At 40.7% G+C, this 26,748-nt stretch carries 22 protein-coding genes; 7 read left to right on the top strand and 15 right to left on the bottom strand.

The genetic code is table 11. From position 1 onward, the window contains the following. The first annotated feature begins 160 nt into the window (after positions 1-160). Together pflB and pflA are read left to right on the top strand one after the other, a co-directional pair. Positions 161-2,419 carry a formate C-acetyltransferase gene (gene pflB, locus BMY66_RS04435; RefSeq protein ID WP_090394270.1) on the top strand — a complete coding sequence of 753 codons (2,259 nt, stop codon included), beginning with the start codon at positions 161-163 and terminating at the stop codon, positions 2,417-2,419. After that, positions 2,419-3,153, top strand: coding sequence for a pyruvate formate-lyase-activating protein (gene pflA / locus BMY66_RS04430; RefSeq protein WP_090394269.1), 735 nt, complete (start codon positions 2,419-2,421; stop codon positions 3,151-3,153). The genes pflB and pflA overlap by 1 nt, the downstream gene beginning before the upstream one ends. A gap of 13 nt (positions 3,154-3,166) precedes the next feature. Here pflA and BMY66_RS04425 read toward each other — a convergent pair whose 3' ends face one another. The 12 genes from BMY66_RS04425 to BMY66_RS13715 form a co-directional block, all read right to left on the bottom strand. After that, on the bottom strand, positions 3,167-4,789 hold the full coding sequence (locus BMY66_RS04425) for a glycoside hydrolase family 13 protein (RefSeq protein ID WP_090394268.1): 1,623 nt from the start codon (positions 4,787-4,789) through the stop codon (positions 3,167-3,169). A 154-nt stretch (positions 4,790-4,943) separates the two neighbouring features. Further along, complete coding sequence (locus BMY66_RS04420; RefSeq protein ID WP_044937127.1) at positions 4,944-5,648, bottom strand: adaptor protein MecA; 705 nt, start codon at positions 5,646-5,648, stop codon at positions 4,944-4,946. Between the two features lie 137 nt (positions 5,649-5,785). Then, positions 5,786-6,694 (bottom strand): dihydroorotate dehydrogenase, encoded by a 909-nt coding sequence (locus tag BMY66_RS04415; protein WP_090394267.1) that lies wholly within the window; start codon positions 6,692-6,694, stop codon positions 5,786-5,788. Then, the gene (locus BMY66_RS04410; protein ID WP_090394266.1) at positions 6,694-7,458 is read right to left on the bottom strand and encodes a dihydroorotate dehydrogenase electron transfer subunit; all 765 of its coding nucleotides are present in this window, start codon (positions 7,456-7,458) and stop codon (positions 6,694-6,696) included. The genes BMY66_RS04415 and BMY66_RS04410 overlap by 1 nt, the downstream gene beginning before the upstream one ends. 346 nt (positions 7,459-7,804) lie before the next feature. After that, entirely contained in the window at positions 7,805-8,728 is a 924-nt protein-coding gene (gene pyrF, locus BMY66_RS04405) for an orotidine-5'-phosphate decarboxylase (protein ID WP_090394265.1), read from the bottom strand. After that, positions 8,709-9,995 carry a dihydroorotase gene (locus tag BMY66_RS04400; protein ID WP_090394264.1) on the bottom strand — a complete coding sequence of 429 codons (1,287 nt, stop codon included), beginning with the start codon at positions 9,993-9,995 and terminating at the stop codon, positions 8,709-8,711. Before BMY66_RS04400 ends, pyrF begins: the two co-directional genes overlap by 20 nt. 90 nt (positions 9,996-10,085) lie before the next feature. Continuing rightward, positions 10,086-14,069 (bottom strand): starch-binding protein, encoded by a 3,984-nt coding sequence (locus BMY66_RS04395; protein ID WP_177175580.1) that lies wholly within the window; start codon positions 14,067-14,069, stop codon positions 10,086-10,088. Positions 14,070-14,294: 225 nt separating this feature from the next. Next, on the bottom strand, positions 14,295-15,617 hold the full coding sequence (locus tag BMY66_RS04390) for an aspartate kinase (protein WP_033153416.1): 1,323 nt from the start codon (positions 15,615-15,617) through the stop codon (positions 14,295-14,297). Between the two features lie 83 nt (positions 15,618-15,700). Next, positions 15,701-16,501 (bottom strand): ABC transporter ATP-binding protein, encoded by an 801-nt coding sequence (locus BMY66_RS04385; protein WP_044937108.1) that lies wholly within the window; start codon positions 16,499-16,501, stop codon positions 15,701-15,703. Positions 16,502-16,504: 3 nt separating this feature from the next. After that, entirely contained in the window at positions 16,505-17,446 is a 942-nt protein-coding gene (locus BMY66_RS04380) for an ABC transporter permease (protein ID WP_090394262.1), read from the bottom strand. Then, positions 17,446-18,507: an ABC transporter substrate-binding protein gene (locus BMY66_RS04375; RefSeq protein WP_090394261.1), complete on the bottom strand. Its 1,062-nt coding sequence runs from the start codon at positions 18,505-18,507 to the stop codon at positions 17,446-17,448. Before BMY66_RS04375 ends, BMY66_RS04380 begins: the two co-directional genes overlap by 1 nt. Positions 18,508-18,641: 134 nt before the next feature. Beyond that, entirely contained in the window at positions 18,642-18,779 is a 138-nt protein-coding gene (locus BMY66_RS13715; protein ID WP_167541216.1) for a hypothetical protein, read from the bottom strand. A 246-nt stretch (positions 18,780-19,025) separates the two neighbouring features. Here BMY66_RS13715 and BMY66_RS04370 point away from each other — a divergent pair, with 246 nt between their 5' ends. The 4 genes from BMY66_RS04370 (at position 19,026) to BMY66_RS04355 (ending at position 22,438) form a co-directional block, all read left to right on the top strand. Next, complete coding sequence (locus tag BMY66_RS04370; protein ID WP_090394260.1) at positions 19,026-20,903, top strand: OPT family oligopeptide transporter; 1,878 nt, start codon at positions 19,026-19,028, stop codon at positions 20,901-20,903. Next, positions 20,893-21,237, top strand: coding sequence for a PqqD family protein (locus BMY66_RS04365; RefSeq protein WP_090394259.1), 345 nt, complete (start codon positions 20,893-20,895; stop codon positions 21,235-21,237). Before BMY66_RS04370 ends, BMY66_RS04365 begins: the two co-directional genes overlap by 11 nt. A gap of 196 nt (positions 21,238-21,433) precedes the next feature. Then, positions 21,434-21,832, top strand: coding sequence for a Fur family transcriptional regulator (locus BMY66_RS04360; protein WP_330387047.1), 399 nt, complete (start codon positions 21,434-21,436; stop codon positions 21,830-21,832). An 18-nt stretch (positions 21,833-21,850) separates the two neighbouring features. Next, entirely contained in the window at positions 21,851-22,438 is a 588-nt protein-coding gene (locus BMY66_RS04355) for an NADH peroxidase (protein ID WP_044937091.1), read from the top strand. Between the two features lie 160 nt (positions 22,439-22,598). Here the strand turns inward: BMY66_RS04355 and BMY66_RS04350 are convergent, their stop codons facing one another. Further along, a complete protein-coding gene (locus BMY66_RS04350) occupies positions 22,599-22,961 on the bottom strand; it encodes a hypothetical protein (RefSeq protein WP_090394257.1) in 363 nt (120 codons plus the stop codon). A gap of 226 nt (positions 22,962-23,187) precedes the next feature. Between BMY66_RS04350 and BMY66_RS04345 the strand changes: the two genes are divergently transcribed. Then, positions 23,188-25,008, top strand: a complete 1,821-nt coding sequence (locus BMY66_RS04345; protein WP_090394256.1) for a methyl-accepting chemotaxis protein — start codon at positions 23,188-23,190, stop codon at positions 25,006-25,008. Here the strand turns inward: BMY66_RS04345 and BMY66_RS04340 are convergent. Next, the gene (locus BMY66_RS04340) at positions 24,956-26,296 is read right to left on the bottom strand and encodes an MATE family efflux transporter (RefSeq protein ID WP_090394255.1); all 1,341 of its coding nucleotides are present in this window, start codon (positions 26,294-26,296) and stop codon (positions 24,956-24,958) included. The genes BMY66_RS04345 and BMY66_RS04340 overlap by 53 nt on opposite strands. Beyond that, entirely contained in the window at positions 26,274-26,744 is a 471-nt protein-coding gene (locus BMY66_RS04335; RefSeq protein ID WP_090394254.1) for a J domain-containing protein, read from the bottom strand. Before BMY66_RS04335 ends, BMY66_RS04340 begins: the two co-directional genes overlap by 23 nt. Positions 26,745-26,748: the final 4 nt, after the last annotated feature.

The following is a 26,748-nucleotide window of genomic DNA, read 5'->3' as shown; positions in this document are numbered from 1 at the left end:
TCCTATGGTATATTATTAGAGGCTAGATTGTTAGACGCAACTAACTGTCCAAATTATGGCTAATATAACCCCACTAGCCGGCGTTTGTAAGGCTTCCACCTAGCTTGCAAACAGAACTATAAATTTTTATATTTTTATAAACAGAAAGGGAAACAAATCAATGGCAAATCATGATTTCGCACAATGGAATGGTTTCGTCGGTCGCGTTTGGAAAGATAACGTTGACGTACGTGACTTCATCCAGAACAACTACACTCCTTATGATGGAGATGAGTCTTTCTTAGCAGGTCCTACAGATGCTACTAACACACTTTGGGGTAAGCTTCAGGAACTTCAGGCAGCTGAGCGTGCTAAGGGCGGCGTTTTAGACATGGAAACAGAAATTGTTTCATCTCTTACTTCTTATGGCCCAGGTTACATCTCAGAAGATACAAAGGATCTTGAACAAATCGTTGGTCTTCAGACAGACAAGCCTCTTAAGAGAGCTTTCATGCCATACGGTGGTATTAAAATGGCTGAGCAGTCTTGCAGAATGTACGGTTATGAGCCAAGCGAGAAGCTTCACGAAATCTTTACTGTTTATCACAAAACACACAATCAGGGAGTTTTCGATATCTACACACCAGAGATTATGGAAGCTCGTCACAATAAAATTCTTACAGGTCTTCCTGATACATACGGCCGTGGTCGTATCGTAGGCGATTACAGAAGAGTTGCTCTTTACGGTATCGATTACCTTATCGAAAAGAAGCAGATTGACTTCGCTAACACAAATCGTCAGGGTATGAGACGTTATGACTTCCAGCTTCGCGAGGAAATCACAGACCAGATTAACGCTCTTAAGGGCATGAAGGAAATGGCTGCTTCTTACGGCTTTGATATTTCTAAGCCAGCTGCAAACGCTAAGGAAGCTGCTCAGTGGTTATACTTCGGTTACCTTGCAGCTATCAAGACTCAGAACGGTGCTGCTATGTCAGTAGGACGTGTTTCTACATTCCTTGATATCTACATGACACGTGACCTTGCAAACGGTGTTATCACAGAGTCTGAGGCACAGGAAATCATCGATCACTTCACAATGAAGTGCCGTATGGTTAAGTTCGCTCGTATCGAGTCTTACAACCAGTTATTCTCAGGTGACCCAGTATGGGCTACACTTGAAGTTGGTGGTATTGGTCTTGATGGACGTCACCAGGTTACAAAGACTTGCTACAGATTCCTTCACACACTTGAAAACATGGGTCCTTCACCAGAGCCAAACCTTACAGTTATGTACTCTAGCCGTCTTCCAGAAAGCTTCAAGAAGTACGCTGCAAAGATTTCTGTAAACACATCTTCTATCCAGTACGAGAACGATGATGTTATGAGAGTTACATGGGGCGATGATTACTCAATCTGCTGCTGTGTATCTGCTACAGAAACAGGTAAGGAGCTTCAGTTCTTCGGTGCTCGTGCAAACCTTGCTAAGTGTCTTCTTTACGCTATCAACGGTGGTGTTGATGAGAAGTCACATGATCAGGTTGGTCCTGAGTACACACCTATCACATCTGAGTACCTTGATTACGATGAGGTTATGCACAAGTTTGATCAGATGATGGATTGGTTAGCTCACATGTATGTTGGAGCCCTCAACATGATTCACTACATGCATGATAAGTATTACTATGAAGTTTGCCAGATGGCACTTATTGATACACACGTACGTCGTTCATTTGCTACAGGTATCGCTGGATTCTCACACTGTGTAGATTCACTTTCAGCTATCAAGTATGCAAAGGTTAAGGCTATCCGTGATGAGGACGGAATCACAAAGGATTTCGAAATCGAGGGAGACTTCCCACGTTATGGTAACGATGATGACAGAGCTGATGAGATTGCTGTATGGCTTCTTAGAACATTCATGACAAAGCTTCGTCATATCCACACATACAGAGATTCAGAGCCTACAACATCTATCCTTACAATTACATCAAACGTTGTATACGGTAAGGCAACAGGTGCTCTTCCAGACGGAAGACCAGCAGGCGAGCCACTTTCACCAGGTGCTAACCCAGCATACGGTGCAGAGAAGAACGGTCTTGTTGCTTCACTTAACTCAGTAGCTAAGCTTCCATATGAAGAAGCACTTGACGGAATCTCTAATACACAGACAATCAACCCAGGTGCCCTTGGACACTCAGAGGAAGAGCGTGTTAACAACCTTGTTAACGTACTTGACGGATACTTTGATCAGGGTGCTCATCACCTCAACGTTAACGTATTCGGTAAAGAAAAGCTTATCGATGCTATGGAGCATCCAGAGAAGCCAGAGTACGCTAACTTCACAATCCGTGTATCTGGATACGCTGTTAAGTTCATCGACCTTACAAAGGAACAGCAGATGGACGTTATTGCACGTACTTGCCACGAGGCATTATAATGCGTGAAATACTTGGTTATATAAATAAATTTGAGAGCTTCGGGGCCGTTGATGGCCCTGGAGTTCGTTATATAATATTCTTAAATGGATGCAAGATGCGCTGCGCTTTTTGCCACAACCCAGAGACATGGGCTGAGCATCAGGGTGAGCAGTATACTGCCGATCAGGTCCTTGAGAAAGCTCTTCGCTACAAGCCTTACTGGAAGAAAGATGGCGGAATCACTGTCAGCGGTGGCGAGCCACTTCTTCAGATTGATTTTGTGTTGGATTTATTTAAGAAAGCCAAAGCTAAAGGTATCACCACTTGCCTTGATACTGCCGGCCAGCCATTCACTCATGAAGAGCCATTTTACAGCAAATGGAAGGAATTAATGAGCGTTACCGACACTGTTATGCTTGATATCAAAAACATCGATCCAGAGGAGCATAAGAAGCTCACAGGTGTGCCTAATGACAATATCCTTCAGATGGCAAAAGAAATCTCTGATATGGGTGTAAAAATTTGGATTAGACATGTGCTTGTTCCTGGTGGAAGTGATAATGATGAACTGCTCCATCGTACACGTGAATTCATTGATACACTAAAAACTGTAGAGCGTGTGGAAGTTCTTCCATACCACAGTCTGGGAGTTCCAAAGTATGCTGAGCTAGGCATACCATATCGCCTTGAAGGCGTAGAATCACCAACCCCAGAAAGAATAAAAAATGCAAAAGAAATCCTAGGTGCAAATTAGCACCTAGGATTTTTTAACATATCGTATATACGGTAGGACTTGTAATTTTAATGGTCATTGTTTTTCCTTCGTAGCTTCTAATGATATTAATAGCATTATCATCCTCTACAATAGAAGTATCTCCTAACTGTAGTATTGGATTCTTTTTTAAAACTATTAAGCTCTTTACCTTCTCTAAGAAGTCCAAATCCCACTCTTCTTTGTTCCAATTAAAACAGCGTCTGCAATCAGGGTCATGATTCCCCTCCATAGCCTGTTCTGTTCCATAGTACAAACAAGGCGTGCCCGGCATAAACATTGTCATTGCTATTGCTGTTTCCAGCTTCTTTTTATCTTTGCCTATAGCAGTAAAGAAGCGCTCTGTATCATGAGAATCAAGCAAATTCAGCATCATATAGTTTACCTGCTTCATGTTACGCATCAAAATTCCATTTAGATGCTGGACAGTTTTTGCCTCATCGCATATTCCTTTTGCAAAATAATCAAGACATATCTTCGTATATGCATAATTCATAATGCTATCCTGCTGGTCACCTTGCAAAGCTGGGTATGCATCATGCCAGTTTTCTCCGATGATTACGGCATCACTCTTTTTCGCTTTTACAGCCTTTCTGAACATTCTCCAGAAATCATGTGACACTTCATCAGCCACATCAAGGCGCCATCCATCAATGTCTGCAACATCTATCCAATAGGTAGCAATATCCAGCAAATATTTTTGCACATCAGGATTCGCTGTGTTAAGTTTTGGCATGGACTTTGAATATGCAAAGCATTCGTAATTACGATTTTCTACGTCTGCCTTATCTCCATCAATAATGAACCAATCGTGATACTTTGATTTACGTCCATTTTTTACTACATCCTGAAACTGCTCCATCTTTGTGCTGCAATGATTAAAAACTGCATCCAGCACAAGTCTAATACCTCTGGCATGAGCTTCCTTTACCAGTTCAAGCAAATCTTCGGTTGAGCCAAACTGTGGATCTATAGTTTTATAGTCAATAATATCGTACTTGTGATTTGATTCCGATAAAAATATAGGCGTTAAATATATTCCTGAAATGCCCAAATCCTTAAGATAATCAAGGCGCTTAATAATGCCTCGCAAATCTCCTCCAGCATGGCTTTTAGGGGTAGGTTTATCTCCCCATCTCATGTCGATATAGGACATATCCTTGTTTTCATCCCCAACGCAGAATCTATCAACAAAAATCTGATAGAAAACAGAACCTGGCATCCATTCTACAAGTGGCATTACATCATTTTCATTGATATAAGGCAACTGGAAGAAATTATAATAACAATCGTCGTAATTATAGCTTTCAGTAAGACCATCTTCGCTGTAATAATATACTTTGTTATTCTTCTCCAGCTGGAAAATATAAACAAATCGAACGTCGTTTATTTTCAGCTGGATTTCATAATAAGCGAATAGCTCATCTTTATATTTAAGCGGAACATCCACAGTGTATCTCTCTTCTTTATAATCGTATTTCACACCATAGATTAAGCTTACCTTAAGTCCACTTTCTGCATCTTCTCTGGCAGTTCTAAGTCTAAGAACTATTTCATCCGTCGATAATGGAAAACAATATCTTGATTCTGGTATGTGTAATAATGCGTGTCTGTTCATAAAACTCCCTTATACGTAATACAATATCAATAAACTCCTTCTAATAGTTTATCGATAAATGGCGATTTATCAACTGGTTATGCTGTTAACTAAACTTTTATTTTTCAATAAAAAATAGTCAGGAGATAATCTCCTGACTATTGGTATTTTTGTATTAAATTTGTGATAAAACATTTGCACAATCTTCGCAAATCAAATCGCCGTGCTCTAATAGAAATGCCCCATCAAAGCTTTCTGTAAACATCTGATTTGCAAACTCTGCTATTACTAAAATCACAGCTGAAATCTGTCTGCGTGTAAGCTCAAAATTCAGCTTGATGTAGTAGTCATCTCCGTAACGGTACAAAGTACTCTTCATTCCGTCGTACTTTGGAAGATGCTTGCAAAGTAAAATTGCTGAATCTAAATCATCAAGTATTGCCCAAAGTGGAGTGTCCAGATACTGATCTGTCACCTCATCACTTTCGTCTGTAATAGCCTTTGCAGGCTGTACTGGAACATCAGATGTACTAGCTGAAATTGCAGCACTCTGAGGTGTTTTCGTAGTTGAAAGCGTCTCCTGTAAACCTGTGAGATGCTTTTTTAATTCTTCAATTGCTGTAGCCAGTCCTGTGCTTGAATCTGGAGATATAAGTAATGCAACATCACCCTGTGGCATCACTGTCATTTGAACGCTGTACGCCTTTGCATGAGTCTCAATTCCGAGGGTCTCACAGGCTTCAGCAAGAATATCCCTAATAAAGCTCTGGGTCTTTTCCTGGTCACTGACGAAATCACCAAGCTCCATGCCGTTCTGTTCCATTTCTTCTTTTGTGATGACACATCTAATCTTGTCCTCACCTATCTTCTTGAACTTCATCAGCTCCCCTCCTTTCAAATTGTGGACGTAAATAAAGTTTAGCAAATGAATTTGAAAGTGTCACGGAAAAATCTGAGTATATTGTGAGAAATTTCCGTGAACAATGTAACCATTCAATTATTATGTGTAGCAAAACCTTATTTCACTATGCCTATTATATCGTTGATATCCTCAATACCCTTCCTCTCCATATATTCCTTCATTCCGTTAAGTATATCCAGTGTTGCTGTAGGATTGTAGAAATTAGCTGTACCAATTGAAACGGCAGTTGCCCCCGCAAGCATCATTTCAATTGCATCTTCCCATGTTGAAATTCCACCCATTCCTATAATTGGAATTGAAACTGTAGAAGCACACTCATAGACCATACGAACAGCTATAGGATGAACAGCAGGACCTGACATACCACCGGTTTTGTTTGCCAGTACAAAGCTTTGACGTTCAACATCGATTTTCATCCCTGTAAGAGTATTAATAAGGGAAATGGCATCCGCTCCCCCAGCTTCCGCAGCTTTTGCCATAACCTTGATGTCTGTAACGTTTGGAGAAAGCTTCATGACGATTGGCTGCTTTGCATGAGATTTCACAAGTCTTGTGATTTCTTCTACTGCCTTAGGATCCTGACCAAAAGCGATTCCGCCCTCTTTAACGTTAGGACAAGAGATGTTGATTTCTAGCATATCAACTCGCTTTTCATCTGCCAATCTATCTACCACTTCAATATATTCTTCGGCTGAATGACCGCAAACATTAACCACTACCTTTGTATCTTTGTACTGTTCAAGGAATTTTAAATCTCTTTCACAGAACACCTCAACCCCTGGATTCTGCAGGCCGATGGCGTTAAGCATGCCCGATTTTACCTCGGCAATTCTTGGTGTTGGATTACCTGGCCAAGGCACATTTGCAACGCCTTTTGTAACAACAGCACCAAGCTTATTTAAGTCTACAAATTCTGAATACTCCATGCCTGAACCAAAGGTTCCTGAAGCTTCCATAATAGGATTCTGAAATTCTACTCCTGCGATAGTAACCTTTGTATTCATTACAATTCCACCTCCGTAGATAAGAAAACTGGACCGTCTTTGCAGACTCTTTTATTTTTAACGTGGCTGTGATCATCTACTTCTTTAGACTGGCATACGCATCCCAAGCATGCACCAACACCACATGCCATTCTCTCTTCCATTGAAACATAGCATTTGATGCCTTTTTCAAGGGCATACTGTGCAACGCCTCTAAGCATAGGCTTTGGACCACAAGCATAGATAACATCTGCAGTCAAATCATTTTCCTTCATAGCATCCACAACAGTACCATGCACTCCAACTGAGCCATCATCTGTAGCGATAATTACATCAGCTGCTGCATCAATAAATTCATCAGCAAGGAATAAATCATCGTTGCGATATCCCATTACTGCTGTAACAGAGCCCTTCAACTGCTTTGCAAGCTCTAGCATTGGAGGCACACCAATTCCACCACCAACTACAATAGCCTTTTCTCCCTCAAGTGGAAAACCATTTCCAAGAGGACCAAGGATTTCTACAGTGTCGCCAGCTTGAAGCTCAGAAAACTCTGTTGTTCCTTCGCCTACAACTCGAAATACCACTCGAAGAGTATTTTTTAACTCATTGATTTCGCAGATGCTGATAGGACGAGGTAACAGCTTGCTTTTATCATTTGAGAAAATGTTTATAAACTGACCTGGGACGGCATATTCTGCAACCTTTGTAGACAGAACTATACTGTACACTCCCTCAGCTAAGTTCTTATTCTCTACAATCTTAGCTTTCTCTTTAATTTTCATCTTTTATTAAACTCCTAACTTAATTTACCACTAGCACATTGCTTTTCTTCATTTACCAGTGGTAATCTTTCGGCTCTTTACCACTAGCTTTTCTATTTTCGGCTTTGCTAGTGGTAATCTCTCTACTCTTTTACCACTAGCTTTTCCATTTTTAGCTTTGCTAGTGGTAATCTCTGTACTCTTTTACCACTAGCTTTTCCATTTTCAGCTTTGCTAGTGGTAATCTCTCTATTTTTTACCACTAGCTTTCTCTATTTTCAGCTTTGCTAGTGGTAATCTCTCTATTTCTTACCACTAGCTTTCTCTATTTCCTGCTTTGCTAGTGGTAAACACGTCTAACGTGTATTTATTTGCCAAGTGCTCCGCGGATATCAGCGAGCATATCCTCTACAGCTGCTCTACTTGCTCCTGCAAAGTTCTCTTCGCCATACTTCGCATATTTCTCCTGCTGGTATGCTGCGATGATGCCACGGCTTGAGTTTACAATAGCGCCAAGGCCATCCTCATTGAAGAAGTTTACAAGGTCAGCACCCTTACCGCCCTGTGCTCCATAACCTGGCACAAGGATATATGTGTGAGGCATAAGCTTGCGGAGCTTTGCGCCCATCTCTGGATAAGTTGCACCAACTACCGCACCTACATTAGAGTAGTTGCCCTCGCGAGTGTCTGCACCCCACTCTTCGATTTTCTCAGCCATGTGCTCGTAAAGTGGTCTGCCGTCGATAAGTCTATCCTGGAATTCTCCTGATGATGGATTTGAAGTCTTGCAGAGTACAAAGATTCCCTTGTCCTCTTCCTTGCAAACATCAACGAAAGGCTTTACGCCATCTGTTCCAAGATATGGGTTTACTGTAGCCATGTCTGCATCAAAGCCCTGATATTTGTACTCGCCCACCTGAACTGAACCAAGGTGTCCAAGAGCGTATGCTGTAGATGTTGAGCCAATGTCACCACGCTTGATATCTGCAATAACGATAAGACCAAGTTCCTTCGCATAATCAACTGTCTTTTTGTAGGCAATCATACCTGGGATGCCATAGCTTTCATACATGGCAATCTGTGGCTTTACTGCTGGAATCAAGTCTGCAGTAGCATCCATAATCTGTCTGTTGTAGTCGAACATAGCCTCGCCTACTGCCTCAAGTGTCTGGCCGCATTCGCCTATCCACTTATCAACAAGTGACTTTGGCATAAGCTTCATAGTAGGATCGAGTCCTACAACTATTGGTGCGTTCTTCTCCTGAATCTGGTTAATTAGCTTCTGAATCATATACAACATTACCTCCAAATATAGTTTTTACAACTTTTCCCTGTACCTTACGATTCTCATAAGGCATATTCTTTGACTTGCCAACAAAGTCGGCAGCATGAATTTCATATTCGATAGTTGGATCAAAGATTGTGATGTCTGCTGCTTTACCAACAGATATATCACCCAAATCCTGTCTGCCAAGGATCCTAGCTGGATTGCTACTCATATATGCAGCCATTGTAAGCGGTGTAATAAGACCTGATAATACAAGCTCTGTATAAGCAAGACTTGCCGATGTTTCAAGTCCAACTATTCCAAATGGTGATGCAAAGCCCTTGGCCTTTTCTTCTGCAGTGTGTGGAGCGTGGTCTGTAGATATTACCTCAAATACGCCCTCCGCAAGGCCACGTCTAAGCGCCTCTCTATCTTCAGCTGTACGAACTGGTGGATTCATTTTATAGTTACCGTCGCCTGGGACGATATCGTCTTCTGTAAGTGTAAAATGATGAGGACAAACTTCGCCAGATACCTTGATTCCTCTAGCCTTTGCCTCTTTAAGAATGTCATAGCTTTCCTTTGTAGAGCAATGACAAAGATGAAGTGTAACCCCTGTCTCTTCTGCAAGCATAATGTCACGGGCTTCAATGATGTTTTCTACTGCGTTGCTGATTCCCTTTTCTCCCATAGAATCAGATTTTGTTCCCATGTTCATAACGCCGCCCTGAACAAGATTAATATCCTCACAGTGAGCGAGAACTGGAACATTTTTCTTCGCTACGATTTTCATAGCTTCTCGGTACAAACCGGAATCCATTACCGATTTGCCATCCTCAGAAATAGCTGGGATGCCGGCATTTATCATGCCTTCTAAATCAGAAAGCTCCTTGCCTTCCATTCCCTTTGTAACCGAGCCAACCTGAAGCACTCTGCATAGGCCAACTGACTTGCCCTTATCATGGACATAGTTTACAAGCTCTGGATTATCAACCACCGGCTTTGTATTTGGCATGGCAAGAACAGTAGTAACACCGCCTCTTGCAGCAGCCTTTGAACCGGTCTCAATGTCTTCCTTGGCAGTCTGCCCTGGATCTCTGAAATGAACGTGCATATCGATAAGCCCCGGGAACACATAGCAGCCCTTGGCATCGATTACCGTATCAGAAAAAACGGGAACAATTTCAGCCTCAATAGCTGAAATACTGTTCCCGTCTATCTTAATATCTAATATTTCGTCTGTGTTTGTAGGTGGATTCAAAACCCTTCCGTTTTTTATTATAAGGCTCATATTGTACCTTCCTTCCTAAACTGTAGGTAGTATACCATATGTAGCCTTTTGAGGAAACAAAAAATTCACCCATTAATGCACTATTATGATTTATTTTTTCTTAGTTAAAATTCTGGCTATTCCTCCCTGAGATATCACAAAAGCTCCACCACCGGCAAATGCTATCATCACTACTATTAGTACTATAACAAGTGCAGTATTTCCGCTTTCTGTTTCAGTAGCTGCTGCTGGTGTTTCTGCATCCTGAATGCTCTGAGAATCTGTGTTGCTATCAGCTTCCTCTGTAGTTGCAGTTGAAGCTGTAGTATTAGAATCATCTGAGGTTGTATCCTTTGTTGATTCCTTAGTAGCATTTGATGCAGTCTTTGTAACTGTAGTCTTCTCATTAGAAGTTTCAGACTCAGTGTCTGCTGTAGCTGTATTGTCTGTAGTCGTTGTAGCATCTGTAGCAGCTGTTTCATCTGTGCTTGTAGAAGCACTTACACTTGTTGATGAGCTTGATGTACTTGTGCTTGTTGATGAAGTTGCGCTACTTGTTGTACTTGTGCTTGCCTGACTTGAGCTTGATGATGAACTTGTCTGGCCTGTGCTTGTAGAGCTCTCATTATTAGAAGTGTTATTCTCTTCCTTATTGTCATCTGTGGACTCTGTTGTCTTTCCAAGCTCTTCATCTGATGGACGACTAGTTGTTACTACAGTCTCCGCGTCCTCAATCTGCTGATGAATTCCATTATCGTTAATAATTAGCTTTAATGTGTAACCTGTAGCACCTACTACATACACATTATTACTTGCTATAGTTAACCCCTCATCTTCTGCTTCATCCTCTTGAGTATCAGCATCCTCATCTTCTGCTTCTTCCTCTTGAGCATCAGCATCCTTATCTACTTCTTCATCAAATTCTTCATCACTACTCTCTTCTGGCAACTCTTCTTCAATATCTTCGTTGTCTTCATCTACCTCTGTTGGTTCTTCCTCTTCTACATCTTCTTCATCTTCAGACAACTCTTCGCTCTCCCCGCGCATATTCCAGTATTCCTCTGGAATATCTACATAGTGCCAACCTTTTCCAATGTGAGTCATCTTGGTTCCTGGCCAATCTCCTAAAGGTAAGCCTGCACTATTTCCATCAGCCTGTTTCAGCCATGCATACATGTATACATCACTGTCCCAGTCTGCGCTAAGCTGATAGTACACACGAACCATACCATCAGCAACTTCTGTCTCTTCCTCTACATCTTTATATGTAACATCATCATCGTCATCATCTTCTTCTGTGGTCTTTCCAACTAGCTCCATAACCTCTTCTTTAGAAGAAAATGCATCAGTGCTTCTAGATACAAAGTAAAGCTTTGTCTTGTCTGTCATTACATTGTCAGCTAGCTGTGTTCCATTTCCATTATTGAAGATTAAGTGTAAATCAGTATTCTCAATAGCTTCTGTTAATACATTTGCTGCGTACCAATTATCTCCAATAAATGTCATCTGGGTACCTGGCCACGTTCCAATGCAATTGTTGTAATTTCCGCCCCAAGCATATACGTATACATTATCCCACTGATTTTCATCGTAGAAATATACTAGGGTGTATCCGTCCTTTTCTTCAACCTCTTCTGCCTCTCGCTCTGATGCTGCCTTTGCAGCCGCCTCAGCCTCTTTCTTAGAGCTGTAAGCATTGCTGCCCCAGAAGTAAACATTTTTAATACTTGTAACCTTTAAATCACCAGTCTGACCACCATTTCCCATGTCATTGAAAATGATATTGAAGTCATCACCTGGTGCAGCGTTGATGGTCATCTTCCACCAATCATCGCCATCATAGGTTGCCTCTTTGCCTGGCCAATCCCCAAGGCTTACAGCACCCCATGTATAAACTCCAACTGTCTCCCAGCCTTTTGTGTTGTAGAAGTAAACAGTGGTCTTATCCGGATAAATTCCAGTAGCATCCATAGCTTCATCCTTTGAGCTATAAAGACCTACTGTAAGATTTCCATTACTGCTACCACCATCTAAAGCGATATATGTCTTTGTCTTATCGGAAATCTTTATATCTACAGTCTGTGCGCCAGAGCCGTTATTAAATATGATAGAGAAATCATCGTCGCTCATAAGCTTGACATCAGCTCTCCACCAATAGTCTCCCTCATTTTTAGCTGTAGCTCCTGGCCATCCTCCAAAAATCTGTGTACCACCATCCAGCCAAGCATAGGCTTTAACTGTTGACCATTCCTCAGTGTTATAGAAATACACTGATGTGGTTACAACGCCAATTGCCTTTTCTGCCTCAGCCTTTGTCATGTAGCAAGTGCTGTTTTCTCCAGTCAAATACTTTCCTGAAGTACTTGTAATCGAGAACTTATCTGATTTGCTTGTTCCATCTGTAAATACTACTTCGAATTCTTCTGATGGAATGGTAACTTTCCACCAACCATCACCAGTGCTATCACAATCATAAGTATTACCATCAACAATGGCGCTAACAGTAGACCACTGTTTTGAGTTAAAGAAGAACAGCGTGGAATACTCCCCATCAGTTGCTTCATCAAGAACAACAACTGACTTAGCTGCTATTTTTCCAGAAATCACGCCATCCTGAACTGTAAAGATACCATCTTCACCTTCTACAGAATTGACGTAAGTGCCATCTGCAAGATTTGTCTCTGACTCTAAATCAAATGCTTCATCAGAGCCATTGATTATAACTGCTCCCTTTGTACCTCTCTCAACCATAAGAACAGAATTATTTCCGTTTGGATTTCTAAGGTATTCATCCTCACCTGTCATGGCAGTTCTAAACTTATTCACTGCAACAACCTGAGGATCTTTATATAAATCTGAACCTGCTGCACCTAACACATTATCTCCCCATGGATTTTCAGCAGAGCTATTATTTGGTCTACTGAAAAACAGTGGTGTTCCAGCTTCTCTTGAAGCAATTATAGCCCAACCAAGGATTACCTCTGTGTCATCAACTGTGTTGTATGACTTGTCATTTATGTAGTTGTCGTGCGATTCAACCCAGGTAACAAGCTTGTCGGAATCAGCTGTATAGGTTGTTCCTGTAGTTGTATCATCGCTAATGCCATAGCTTTCAAGCTTGCTTGCAGAAAGCGAACCTGATGAAACAGCACTTCTGATTTTCGCACCGTAATTGCTTGCTGTAGTTCCACCAAGCATATCCTGATATGCTGCAAGTCTGTCTGTATCGCCCTGAAGAACTTCTCCATATACAAACAAATCATCATAATCTACATTATCTAAATCATCTATATATGATTTCATATTTGGATAGAAATCATTTCTATCTTCCTGACCCGCATAAGCTGCTGGAACTCCATCATCTGGAAGTGCAATATGCTTTGCAGTATCAATTCTGAATCCATCAGCACCGCAATCAATACAATCTGCTAAGAACTGATAGAAATATGCCTGGAAAGCATCACTTTCTGTATCAACATCTGGCAAGCCTCCCATTGGGTCATAAACAACCGACACTCTATCACTGTAATCAATGTTTCTTGATACATCCGAGCCATTGATGTGATAAAGATTAGTCACATCATCGTAGCTTGCGTCTACAGCATCAAGGAAATCCTGGCTGATTTCTGAGAATAATGGTGTAGTATGATTAGGATCAATATCTACAATAACAGCGATTCCATATTCATCTGCTGTTTCGCACATAGCCTTAAACTCATCTCTTGTGCCAAGCTGATAGTTTCCAATAACCCAGTCAGTTGGCTGATAATGGTAATACCATTTACCCGTATCACTATACAAAGTAAGACCTGGCTCTGTAGACAGGCAATCGTTAATAGGCGATGTCTGCACAGCTGTATATCCTGCAGCTGCAATATCTGCCATATTCTCCTTGATAGTATTAAAATTCCAACAAAATGCGTGAAGAATAGCTCCGTCGTGAACCGACTCTCTGCTGACCTTTGATGCGGCCTGAACTGTGTTTAGGCCATTTTCTGATAGCATTGCTAGATTTGCACCAGGTAATCCTAGTAACATAGCAAAAGCAATGCAGACTGTGACAATTCGTTTTGTCACCTTCCCCATTCTTTTCATGAATAGAACCTCCCTTTCCATTACATGCTTTGAATCCTTAGTCGGCCTAATAACTAAAGCTCCAAAATTGAAACATTATTAAGTTGTTGCGCAATTGGTTGCGCATCTTGATTATTGGGGATTTTTTCCATCCCCAATAACAAGAATATAAGACAATTTAATTGTTTAGTCAATAATGAAAATAGAGTTTTTTGATATTAATAAGAATTTGTAAAATATGTCAGATTATAGCTTGGTAGTTACAAAAATATCATAGATAGCTTTTACTGCTGCTTCAAAATCAGCATTTTCTACACCAATTATGATATTAAGCTCTGAAGAACCCTGATCAATCATGCGAACATTTACATGAGCATGGCTAAGTGCAGCAAAGATTCTACCAGCAGTACCACGAGTGTTTTTCATACCACGACCTACAACTGCGATAAGTGCAAGGTCTGATTCGATTTCGATAGAATCTGGTGAGCAGTTTCTGTGAATAGCTGAAACTACAGCCTGTTCCTTGTTAATGAACTCATCCTCATGAACAACAACAGTCATCGTATCAATACCTGATGGCATGTGCTCGATACAGATTCCATTATCCTCAAATGCCTGAAGTGCCTTTCTACAGAAACCTACCTCAGAGTTCATAAGAGACTTTGTAATAAGGACTGTACAGAAGCCCTTCTTTCCAGCAATACCTGTAATAACGTATTCATTGCGCTGGCCTGTGCTTTCAACAATCCATGTACCTTCATCATCTGGCTTGTTAGTATTCTTGATGTTGATTGGAATACCAGCTGAACGAACAGGGAAAATTGCATCTTCGTGAAGAACTGAAGCGCCCATATATGAAAGCTCGCGAAGCTCTCTGTATGTGATTGTCTGCATAGCAACAGGATTCTTTACAATACGTGGATCACAAATCAAGAAGCCTGATACATCTGTCCAGTTCTCGTATACATCTACCTTTGCTGCGCCAGCTACGATTGAACCTGTAACATCGGAACCACCACGTGAGAATGTCTTTACCTTGCCATCCTTGCCACATCCATAGAATCCTGGAATAACAGCATGTGGATGCTCCTCAAGTGCCTTTGACATTGTCTTTTCTGTTTTATATGCGTTGAGCTGTCCTTCTTCGTTAAAGAAAATCACATCCTTTGCATCGATGAAATCATAGCCCAAATACTCTGCCATGATCTTACCGTTAAGGAACTCTCCACGGCTTGCTAAATAATCTAATGAAAGGTCCTCTTTAATATCGGCGGCAATCTTCTTAAAATCTTCATCAAGAGAAAAGCCTTTTAAATCAAGACCTGTAATAATCTCATCGTATCTAGCCTTTATAGCTGCAAGATTCTCAGTAACATCCTTGCCTGCCTTTGCTGCCTCGTATGTGGCAATAAGCATGTCTGTAACCTTTGTGTCCTTGCTGTTTCTCTTGCCTGGTGCAGATGGAACTACGAATACTCTGTTTTCGTCTGCACGGATGATGTCCCCAACTTTCTTAAACTGACCTGCATCAGCTAGTGAACTTCCGCCAAATTTAACTACCTTTTTCATTATTATTTCCTCTTCCTAAATTTTATATAGCTTATATAATACTAGAACACTTTAACGATTTAAAGTGGTAACTTGCATAAAAGTTATGAAAGTAAAACCCTATCATTGTCTAATTCTTCCCCAGCGCCGGTTTTAAACTTCTCTAACAAATCTGCAACCGTAAGCTTGGCTCTCTCTTCTCCTTCTGTATCAAACACAATGTGACCAGCATTCATCATAAGTGTACGATTGCCAACTTCCAATGCCTGATGCATATTGTGTGTAACCATAAGGCAAGTAATGCCCTGCTCTTTAACAATTGATTTTGTAAGGTCCAAAACCTTTTCTGCTGTGGCTGGGTCAAGAGCCGCTGTATGCTCATCTAAAAGTAAAAGCTTTGGAGTAACAAATGTAGCCATTAAAAGTGTAAGAGCTTGTCTTTGTCCACCTGAAAGCAAACCAACCGGCTGTTTCATTCTATCCTCTAGTCCCATTCCAAGCAAGGATAATTGTTCTCTAAATCGAGATTTATCCTTTGCACTGATTCGTGAAAAGAGTTTTCCAGAAGAATGAGATGCGCGAAGATATGCTAAAGCCATATTTTCTTCTATGGTCATATTAGGGGCTGTGCCTTTTAATGGGTCCTGGAAAAGATGTCCAATGACTCTGCTTCGCATATATTCTTTTTTGAAGGTGATATCCTCATCATCCAAATAGATATTGCCTTCATCAACAATAAATGTGCCTGCAATTGCATTAAACATTGTAGATTTTCCAGCTCCGTTTGAACCAACGATTGTGGCAAAATCTCCATTCTTTAACTCTAAAGAAAGATTTGTTAGCGCAGCTTTTTCATTAACTGTACCAGGGTTGAAGGTTTTAGAAATATTATCGATTTTCAGCATTTACTATACCTCCCCCTTTGCACTTCCTCTATAGTTGGCAAACTCTCTCTTTTTAAGGGCAACCTTTTTCTTTACATAAGGAGTCGCAATTGCAATAGCAACGATAAGTGCCGATACAAGCTTTAAAGCCTCTGCTGGTACAGAAAGTCTAAGAGCTATTGCAACTATAAAACGATAAAGCACCGATCCAAGAATTGTTCCTAAAATCCTGCGCAGCATGCTTCCCTTATTTCCAATCAAGGTTTGACCAATGATTAAGGAAGCAAGGGCTATTGTAACCATTCCTGTTCCTATATTAATATCTGCTGACTTTTGATACTGGGCAATCAATGCTCCAGAAAGTCCTGTAAGTGAGTTTGCTAAGCAAAGTCCTACTGTGATGGTGAATGTAGGATTGATAGATGATGATCTGACCATATCTGCATTGTCACCTGTAGCACGAATAGACATACCTAAAGTGGTGCCAAGAAACCACCATAAAATAGAAGATATCACCGCCACAATAAGAGCTACCAAAATAACCTTGTACCAATCTCCAATGAATGTGCCGCCGAGAGTATCCTTTCCTATAGAAAATAAAGTGTCACATCCAAAGAGGTTTGCTATAGAAGAAAATCCCATAACAGCAATGTTTATTGTATATAACCCGGTATTAACAATGATACCTGCAAGAATTGATTCTACACCAAGCTTTGTCTGCAAAAAGGCTGTAACAAATCCAGCCATTGCACCTGCCACCATGGCAGCAATTAGCGCAAGAAATGGGTGGCCAGCTAAAGTAACCATAGCACCAACGGCGCAACCTAATGTAAAACAGCCATCTGTTGTTAAATCTGCAATATTAAGTATTGTAAAAGAAATAAAAAGTGCCAAAGCAACTAGGGCGTATATACACCCTAGCTCTAAAGCACTTTGAAAAATCGACACTGTAAAAATACTAGACATTAATCAAATTCCTCCGCTGTCTGCACTTCAACTAATCCATCGCACATATCGCGAAGCTTATCATAATCTAGATTGAGAGCCGCTGCTGTTTCAGTGTTAACAGTAGCTGTTCCATTATCAAGAGTCTTAACAGGAAGTGTTGCTGGGTCTTTGCCTTCTACAAGGATTTCTGCAACCATGTTTGCAGTCTCCTTGCCAAGTGTCGCATAGTTTACACCATAGCCAAGGTAAGCACCATTAAGAGCGAATGAATCAGCACCACAGTAATGTGGGATTCCAGCTTCAATAAACTTCTCATAGATTCCAAGCTCTGCTGTCATGATAGTGTTGTCAGTTGGAGTGAATACTGCTTCTACCCCTTCTGCAACAAGTGCATCTGCAGCAAGCATAACCTCATCATTTGTGTTTCCTGTCTTCTCAACATATTCAATACCAGCAGCCTCAAGGTACTTCTTTGCATCCTTGATTGGTCCTGCTGATGAATCCTGCCCCTTGTCGTAAAGTAAGCCTACTTTTTCTAAGTCTCTATTCTGCTCAAGCATTAAATCGAGAACTGCCTCTGTATTTAACGCATCTGATGTTCCTGTAACATTTGAACCAGGTGCATCATTGCTCTCTACAAGGCCTGCTGCCTCTGGATCTGATACAGCTGCAAATACAACAGGAATCTGATTGTCCTCTGTTGCTGCCTGGCAAATCATTGCTGTAGGTGTTGCAATCGGAACAAGCACATCCACTTCATCATTGATAAGCTCAGTAACAATCTGGTTGATTGTTGTTGAATCCGCATTGCCATTATAATAGTAATCTTCGTACTCAAATGTGCATCCGTTTTCCTTTGCAAGCAAATCAAGCTGTGACTCAATATTGGCTACAATCTGATTTAAAGAAGCATCGTCTACATACTGAACAATACCAACCTTATAAACCTGCCCCTCAGCTGATGTTGTAGCCTCTTCAGTAGTTGTTGACTCGTTATTATCTGAAGATGCGCCACAACCAACTAACATTGCAGTTGCCATAGCCATACTTAAAACCATCGATAAGACTTTCTTTTTCATATATCTCTTCTCCTTTACCCAAAACTTATCATGTGATTCATTCTATCATATTGCTTTAGTAAGTTAAAGTGTAAAATTAAATCAACAATATAAAAAGACCGATGGATAATTCCATCGGCCCATGCATTTCGGATTTATTTTGTAGTAACGCTGACAACCTTTAAAGTGTTACGTGCAACGAATACTGTTTTAACTCCTTTTTGAAGTAAGTCCTCTGCTCTTCTGTACAAATCTTCAGGACTTGTGCAAGTAATAATTTCACCAATAGCCATTTTTTCATGCCTCCCCATCTATAAATTTATCGTCTATACAGCGAACTTCTATATAATAGTCTCACAACTCAGTTTTGTCTATAGGCATTTTGTGAACAATTAGTGAACTTTTTAGCCTAAAACGTTTAAGTTTCAAGGTTTACCGGTTGCACTTTAGCGCTTTAATACTTTAATACATCAATTTGCATCCACTTTAAAGTGAATATATAATGTAAAAACTGTTGTTATTAAAGGAGACAAAATATTATGAATCAGGAATTTAAACCTTACGTTCCTGCTGACAAGGTAACTCCAGAGATGACTCTTACATCTATTATTATGGGTCTTCTTCTTGCTGTAATCTTCGGTGCAGCGAACGCTTACTTGGGACTTAGAGTTGGTATGACAGTTTCAGCTTCTATCCCAGCAGCTGTTATTTCTATGGCAGTTATCCGTGTTATCTTAAAGAAGGATTCAATCCTTGAAAGTAACATGGTTCAGACTATTGGTTCAGCCGGTGAGTCACTTGCTGCAGGTGCAATCTTTACAATGCCTGCACTTTTCCTTTGGGCAAAGGAAGGCGTTATGGAAACACCTTCACTTGTTACAATTACTGTAATCGCTTTATTTGGTGGTTTACTTGGAGTATTCTTCATGGTTCCACTTCGTAGTGCACTTATCGTTCAGGAGCACGGTGTTCTCCCTTATCCAGAAGGAACTGCTTGTGCAGAGGTTCTTCTTGCTGGTGAAGAAGGTGGCTCTTCAGCTAAATCAGTTTTCATCGGTATGGGAATTGGTGCTGTAGTAAAGCTTCTTGTAGATGGTTTCTATGCTATCCAGGGTGTAGTTACACTCAAGCTTGACGCTTTAAAGACAGAGCTTTCTGCAGAAGTTTATCCAGCACTTGTTTCAGTTGGTTATATCTGCGGTGCTCGTATTTCAGCTTACATGTTCGCCGGTGGTGTAATCGGATGGTTCGTTCTTATCCCAGCTATCGTTACATTTGGTGGCGACATCGTTATGTATCCAGCTAGCGTTTCTGTTGCAGAGCTTTATGCTACAGGCGGTGCTTCAGCTATCTGGGCAAGCTACATTAAGTATATTGGTGCAGGTGCCGTTGCTTCTGCTGGTATTATCAGCCTTATCAAGACACTTCCACTTATCGTTAAGACATTTATGGATTCAATCAAGAGCATTAAGAATGCTGGTGCTACAACAAACGAAAGAACAGCTCTTGATATGGATATCAGATTTGTACTTGGTGCTATCGTAGTACTTATCATTGCTATCTGGCTTGTACCTGCTGTACCAGTTTCATTGCTTGGTGCTATCATTATCGTAGTATTCGGTTTCTTCTTCAGTGCCGTTTCTTCACGTATGGTTGGTCTTGTAGGTAGCTCAAACAACCCTGTTTCAGGTATGACAATTGCTACTATCCTTATTGCTACAATCTGCTTAAAGGTTGCTGGTGATACAGGTGCTCACGGTATGCAGGGTGCTATCGCAATCGGTTCTATCATTTGTATCGCAGCTTGTATGGCTGGTGATACATCACAGGATCTTAAGACAGGTTACATCCTTGGTGCTACACCTAAGAAGCAGCAGTACGGTGAAATCATGGGTACTATCGCAGCTGCTCTTGCAATCGGTGGTGTTATGATTCTTCTTAACTCTGCTTACGGTTTTGGTACAGACGCTCTTGCAGCTCCACAGGCTACAATGATGAAGATGATTATCGAAGGTGTTATGAATGGAAACCTTCCATGGGCACTTATCTTTATTGGTGCATTTATCTCAATCGCTGTTGAGATTCTTGGTATCGGTGCACTTCCAGTTGCTATCGGTCTTTACCTTCCACTTGAGCTTTCATCTACAATCATGCTCGGTGGTCTTGTAAGACTTTTCACAGACAAGAAGCGCGCAGCAAAGAACGAAAACGGAAAGGGTATCCTCTTCTGCTCAGGTCTTATTGCTGGTGAAGGTATCGTCGGTGTATTACTTGCAATATTCGCTGTAACAGGCCTTCTTGATAAGATGAACCTTTCATCTATTATTCCATCAGGAAACGTTCAGGCCTTCATCCTTTTAGCTCTTGTAGTTGCTGCAGTTTGGTATGCTGCTAAGGGAAAGAAAAATGAAAAATAATAAATCAGACAACTTTTTAGATTATGTATTCGAAATTAAAGATGGACTTACCTGGACTACAGATGAATCTGGTGAAGTTATAGTTGATATGGAAAACACAGGCATTACAAATCGTATTGCTCAGAAGTTTTTCCATAAGCCAGCTATCTCCCACATACATCTTGAAGGAATGGGTAGCTACATTTTCACTTGTATTGATGGCAATAGATCTGTTTACGAAATTGGACAGCTTGTCAAAGAAAAGTACGGTGAAGAAGCTGAGCCACTTTATGAGCGCCTTAGCGTATACATGAACAATCTAAAAAATGTAGGATATATTACACTTAAAGCATAAAGAAATCCCGAATCCAAACGGATTCGGGATTTTTTTTATTCTATTGAGAGCTCAAGGAATTTTTAGACTAACTAAAATTAGTTTTATAAAATAGTAATTATTACTATTTTTATATTGACTTTTCACATCTACATGATATTATATAGATAATCATTATTGATTTTGCCAATGTAGTTTTAAAAGGCAGGTGCATTTTATGAATTATAGTAGACAAAGAGAATCCATAAAAGAATATTTAATGTCTACCAAGGAGCACCCTACAGCAGATGTTATTTATCAGCATGTTAGGGAGGAAAATCCAAAAATCAGTCTTGGAACGGTTTATAGAAATCTCACTCTTCTCGTGGATTTAGGAGAAGTACGAAAGATTTCAACTGGCGATGGAATCGACCACTTTGATGCTGATACCTCAGCTCACAGTCATTACTTTTGTAGATGCTGTCACAGGCTGATGGATGTAGATGTTACTCCTAGTGTAGATCAAATTCTTGCAGCATCTAGCGCCGGAATTGGCACAGTCGAGCAGGCCTCACTTTTATTCACAGGCATTTGCAAGGATTGTGTAATTAATAATGAAACAAATAACAATGGTTAATGTGAAAGGAGTCTAATTATGGCAAAGTATGTTTGTTCTGTATGCGGTTATGTTTATGAAGGCGAGAATCCACCAGAGGAGTGCCCTATCTGCCATGCAAAGAGCGATAAGTTTAAGAAGGTTGAAGGAGAGCTTACACTCGCTGCTGAGCACGAATTCGGTGTATACGCTTCTACAGTTAAGAATAATCCTGAGATTTCTGATGAAGATAAGAAATATATTTTCGAGCAGCTCAAGTCTAACTTCGAGGGCGAGTGCTCAGAGGTTGGTATGTACCTTTGCATGGCTCGTGTAGCTCATAGAGAAGGTTATCCTGAAATTGGTTTATATTGGGAAAAAGCTGCTTTTGAAGAAGCTGAGCATGCAGCTAAGTTTGCAGAATTACTTGGTTCTGACTTAGAAATTAATATGACAGATTCTACAAAGAAGAATCTTGCTTGGCGTGTAGATTGTGAATACGGCGCTACATCTGGTAAGTTCGATCTTGCAAAATGTGCAAAGAAGAACAACCTTGATGCAATCCATGACACAGTACACGAGATGGCTCGCGACGAAGCTCGTCACGGTAAGGCACTCGAAGGTCTCCTCAAGCGCTACTTCGGATAATGGCTAGCCGTTAATGTAGCGGCGTCGTCTTTATTATCATAGAGTAAATTAAAAACAGCCTGTAGACATCAAGCTCTACTATTTCTCAAGCGAGGCATTCCCGCCGAGCGGAGAAATCAGTAGGCTTGTAGTCGTAACAGGCTGTTTTTTCGTTACACTATTATGAATAAAGACGACGTACGTTGCTTTCTACGATGTTGTCAGCTTTGATTTCGAAATCACCGTTGAGGAAAGATTCGAGCTGTCCCTTAGTGTTGATTGTCTTGCCATTTACTAAGATGATGAATGGCTTCTGGCCATCAGCGTTAAGAGTCATTCTGTAATCAACTCTGTCCAAGGCGTACTCAATGCTCATTTCGTATGAATCGAAATAGCATCTAGCATTTCCTAATGTATGATCTGATGTAATCCAGTACTCCTCAACCACATTAATCTCTGGCTCAAGCTGAGTCATCTTTATAAATTTTTCATTACTCTCTTCACGAAGTAATTTGTACTCTTTATTAAGTGTTGTAAGTTCCATATTTCACCTCACAATAAAACCTAGTCAAAATATATCATTACTAAACCTAGAGCACTTTATCATGATTATTGTTATATGTCAACAATTTTTTCACATAATTTTTGTGAATATAACCTATTTTCTAAAAAAGGTTATAAAATGCAACAAAAATGTCGAAAAACATAGTAAAATGGAGCTACTCACTAGATTATTGTATACATAATTATGAGAAGGAGATTAATGTATTATGGAAAAAAAGTCTAGGGCTGGATTCAGCCTAAATGCACTATTGCTCACAATGGTGCTTCCCCTTATTGTTGCTTTATTAATCAGTAATCTTGTAAGCGGATACCGCCAGTCAGAAATCATGCTTCAAGACGAAAAGGTCTATTTTGACACCTTATATTCAATAAGCAACCTTCTTACAAATGCGGATCGTGATTTTTACCAGGCACAGTTAGCTGGAACTCAATACAACGCTTATGAACGCTACGTAGATAACGCTACTGCGCAGCGCTACCTTGATGAGGTAGAGGAAAACAATGCGGAAGTTTTAGAGCGTGTAAATGAGGCTGTAGAGCTTGCCAAGACAAATGACTATCTGTGGAATCAGGTAACATCTGAAAACGGCAACACAATGTCTACTCTCTACGATGATTTCAACACTAACTATGCTCTATGGGAAAAGGACTATGACTTTGTTACAGGCCAGGGCGATTTCATTACTTGGATTAATCACTTTTCAGCAGCCCGCAATGCTCTATCTGAAATGAGCGATATTGTTGAGCTTTGGGCTGAGCAGGAAAGAGAATATAACCATACAAATGCTACTATCGCAATCCTTATAACACTTGGTGTATTTGTCGTGATTTCACTCATACTTTTACTCTTCTCAATTTTCATAATCATGACTATTAATAAAAACCTTAAGAACATTAGAGCTTCTGTTGATATAATCTCTGGCGGTGATTTTGTCACAAAGATACGTCCAAACTCATTTATTCGTGATTTCAACGCCATCGGCAACTCACTTGAGTCAATGCGTCACGATTTGAGAAATGCTCTTGTAAGAGTTATTGACCACGCTCAGGATGTTAATTCAAAGGCAGAAATTGCAAAGGACAACCTTTCCGCTTCTCAGCAGACAACAAACAACATCAATTCTGCTGTTTATGATATTGCAGAAAGTGCTACCGCTATGGCACAGGATGTTAGCAATGCTTCTGCTATCACAATAGAAATCGGTGAAGCTGTTGATAAGGTTCTTGAATCAGCAAATAACAACCTTGAAAACGGCCAGATGGTATATGACAAGTCTTCTAAGTTGAAAGAGATGCTTGAGCAGATAAAGATTCAGGATCAAAATACAGATACAGTTGCTAGCGAGGTTTCAGATTCTGTTGGTGAGACCGCAAACGTTGTATCCCAGATTTCTGCTGCTGCAGAGGGTATCATCAACATTTCAAGCCAGACAAACCTTCTAGCCCTTAATGCTTCTATCGAAGCAGCACGTGCAGGAGAAGCCGGCCGTGGATTTGCAGTTGTTGCAGATAACATCAAGAACCTGGCAGAGGAAACAAATACACTTGCAGGTGAAATTACAGGCATGTTATCAACAATTACACACTATTCTGAGAACAATAAACAGCTTGCTGAAGAAATAAAAGCAGCAACCACTACTGAGGCCGCTGCTCTCGAAGAAATGAGCGTATCATTTGATGAAATGCTTAACCTGCTTCAGGAAACCGAAGCTGGCAATAATCAGATTGTTGAGCTTGTAAAGAATGTGGATGACGGTAAGAATAATATTCTTCAGTCTGTAGATTCTCTATCTTCTATTTCACAGGAGAATGCAGCATCTACCGAAGAAACCAGTGCATCACTATCACAGCTTGATGAATCAATGACAGCTGTTGTAGAACAAGCAAATGAGCTCCAGGCAATTGCTGAAGCTCTTACTGAAAACGTACGATTCTTCCAGGTGGAATTACCAGCAGAAGAAATCAAAGTTACAACTATTCAGAGAAATGATCGACCTGTCTCCAAAGGCGAGGGAGCGGCAGTGTAAGCAAGGTTGCCTTGATTACATTGTCAGCAATCATACAAGTCCAAACATAAACCAGTCCCTGGTTGAAGAAATGAATTCCGAGGTATGTGGCAAGTATTCTTACAAGCCACATACCACCGAATTCTATTACAAATGGATACTTGGTTTTGCCAAGTCCATAATAAATACCTTCTGAGATTACATACATTCCGTAGAAAGGTTCGCTGAATGCGACCATCTTGAGAACTGTAGTGCCCAGCGCAATAACGCTGGCATCTGTAGTGAAAAATCCCATCAATGTTTCTGCAAAAATGAATAGCAAAACACCGCTGAGCGTCATAACTGCAAGGGTACAAACTATACTGCTGACGCACACAGCATGATACTTTTCGTGGTTCTGCTCGCCATAGGCAATTCCAACCATAGTATTCGCTGCGGATTTGAAGCCATATCCACCTATATAGAACAGCTCCTCTGCACCAACTGCAATACTGTGTGCCGCAAAGATGATCGTACCCATGTGTGATACTAATCCTGCAAAAACAACATAGCCTGATGTTGATGCAACATTTATTAGCAAAATTGGAAGAGATAGCTTCCACATCTTCTGAGTAGTCTCTTTGTCTTCCTCGAAAAGATTTCCCTTAAATGACAACAACGGATTCTTGAAGAACACGATTAATGTGAGTATTCCACCTAAGGCTGCTGATATACAGGTAGCATAGGCAGCTCCATCTACTCCAAGTCCTAACATGTATATGAATATATAATCCAACACAAGGTTTACAGCATTAATAGAAATGCTGATAACCATTGGTGTCTTTGTGTCTTTTGTGGCTCTGATTGCAGATGCCAAAATGTACTGTACCGACTTTAAAATTACTGGTACTGATATCCAGAAAAAGTATCGTGTAGCTGCAGGCCTAATTGCCTCTTCTGCCCCCATCCAAGTGGCAACAAATGGAGATAGCGCAAGGCAGATAACCTCTAGCACAGCACCTACTCCCAGAGCAAATACTAAGCTTCGCTTAGCCACAAGCTTTATCTTGTGCTCTTCGCCTGCTCCAATCGCTTGTGCAATAAGTGTCATTACAGCAACACCAAAAGCATATGGCATACTGCCTACTAACCATGTGATTGTGGTAGAGGTAGACACAGCTGCTGTAGCATTGGCACCGAGACGGCCTACCATGGCAGTATCAACATATTGCATAAGTACAGATAGAATCTGCTCTAGCATAGTTGGTAAAGCTACCACCACTACCGACCAAAATATACTTTCTTTTTTATTCTTTATTACTTCCTTCATCTTTTCCTAAACCATTAGCCCATACCATGGACTGTATTGCTCGTGCAACGCGGATAGCATCTATGGCATCCATTGCACGTTTATAATCTTCATCCTGTTTCTTTACCTTTGCAGAGAATTCCTTCTGCTTTTGCTCGAATTCCTCTGCCTTTCGCTGCTTTTGCCTAGCAGCTTTCTTTTGGAATGCAGCATAATCTGCATTACTAGCTGTTGAGCGTTTGCTTGTCTTACCAAGGACTTTGCTGTGAACAAGAGCCTTGCCATCATTGTCCACCTGAAGGTACTTGTACGCCTCTACGATTTTGTTGTAGGCAGTGGTATCCGCACTTCCAGTGGCATCAGGATGGAATCTCTTAACCAAATCCTTATATGCATTTTTTATCTGAACCTCTGTAGCGTTTGGAGCCAATCCAAGCTGCTGTAACGCCTCTTGTCTAGTTCGAAACATATTC

Source organism: Pseudobutyrivibrio sp. C4 (assembly GCF_900111635.1).
GTDB lineage: Bacteria > Bacillota > Clostridia > Lachnospirales > Lachnospiraceae > Pseudobutyrivibrio > Pseudobutyrivibrio ruminis.
Note: the sequence above shows the minus strand (reverse complement) of the source record. Positions and strands in the feature narration are given on the sequence as shown.